This window comes from Nocardioides sp. NPDC047086 (assembly GCF_040643685.1).
Lineage (GTDB): Bacteria > Actinomycetota > Actinomycetes > Propionibacteriales > Nocardioidaceae > Nocardioides.
Genome location: NZ_JBEYUV010000090.1, coordinates 1 through 1112 on the forward strand (window position 1 = coordinate 1; position 1112 = coordinate 1112).

Genomic DNA, 1112 nt, shown 5'->3' on the forward strand with positions numbered 1-1112 from the left:
TCGACACGCCTCCGCCTAGCTGTACCCGGTCAACACGTTGGTCACAGGCGGCTGATCGGTGGGAGTCCGCCGAGTGAGCTGTGGCGACGTTGAGTGTTGTAGTGCTCGAGCCAGGGCGCAAGTGCGGCGGTTCGTTGGTCGTTGGTGGTGAAGACCTGGCGGTATGCCCATTCGGTTTGCAGGGTCCGGTTGAGGCGTTCCACCTTCCCGTTTTGCCAGGGGCAGTGTGGCTTGATGAACTTCTGGACGATGTCGTGGCGGGCGCATACGGCTCGTAGGGAGTGTCGGTAGGCCCACGCGTTGTCGGTGATCAACCGTTCGATGCGGGTGATGCCACGCTCGGCGAAGTAGGCAATGGCACGCTCGAGGAACGCGGCACAGGTGGGGCCCTTCTCGTCGGGCAGGATCTCGCTGTAGGCCAGCCGGGAGTGGTCATCGACCAGGGAGTGCACGTAGTCGTAGCCGAGGCGGGTCTTGTTCACACGGGAGCGGTGGTTGCGAGTGGTCTGCCCTTCGGCGCGCCAGCCGCCACCATCGGGGATCTTGCCCAGTTTCTTGACGTCCATGTGTACCAGTTCGCCAGGCCGCTCCCGCTCGTAGCGCACCGAGGTCTTCTTCGAGGCCCGCAACAGCTCGCCGGTGATCGAGTCCAGATCGCACAAGTGCGGCACGGCGTGACGGGCCAGCACCCGAGACACGGTCCGCGGCGAGATGTTCAGCTCGGCCGCGACCCAGTCACGGCCGCGACGCTCGCGGGTACGCAGCTCGACGATCGAGGCCTCGACCAGTGGAGTGGTCCGGCGCGGGCACGAGTGTGGTCGCGAGGAGCGATCAGCCAGGCCGGCCTCGCCCTCGGCCTCGTACCGGCCGATCCACTTAGCGACACAGCGACGAGAGATCCCCATCGCCTTGGCGATATGGGCCCGGGGCCAACCAGCCCGGTGCCGCTCGATGATCAGCAACCTGCCGTGAAACGTGGTGCGGGCGTTACGGTGGGACACGAGAGCCTCCTGGGCGGCGTGAATCTAGACAATCCACACCTCACCCCGGAGGCTCTCCCCACGTCAACGACCTGCTACCAACCTCTTGACCGGGTACACCTAGCGGCTCCG

1 protein-coding gene is annotated in these 1112 nt (G+C 65.6%); it reads right to left on the bottom strand.

Annotation, left to right across the window (positions count from 1 at the left end; all coding sequences use genetic code 11):
* Positions 1–41: 41 nt before the first annotated feature.
* The gene (locus ABZ796_RS27695; protein ID WP_357341403.1) at positions 42–1001 is read right to left on the bottom strand and encodes an IS481 family transposase; all 960 of its coding nucleotides are present in this window, start codon (positions 999–1001) and stop codon (positions 42–44) included.
* Between the last annotated feature and the right edge of the window lie 111 nt (positions 1002–1112).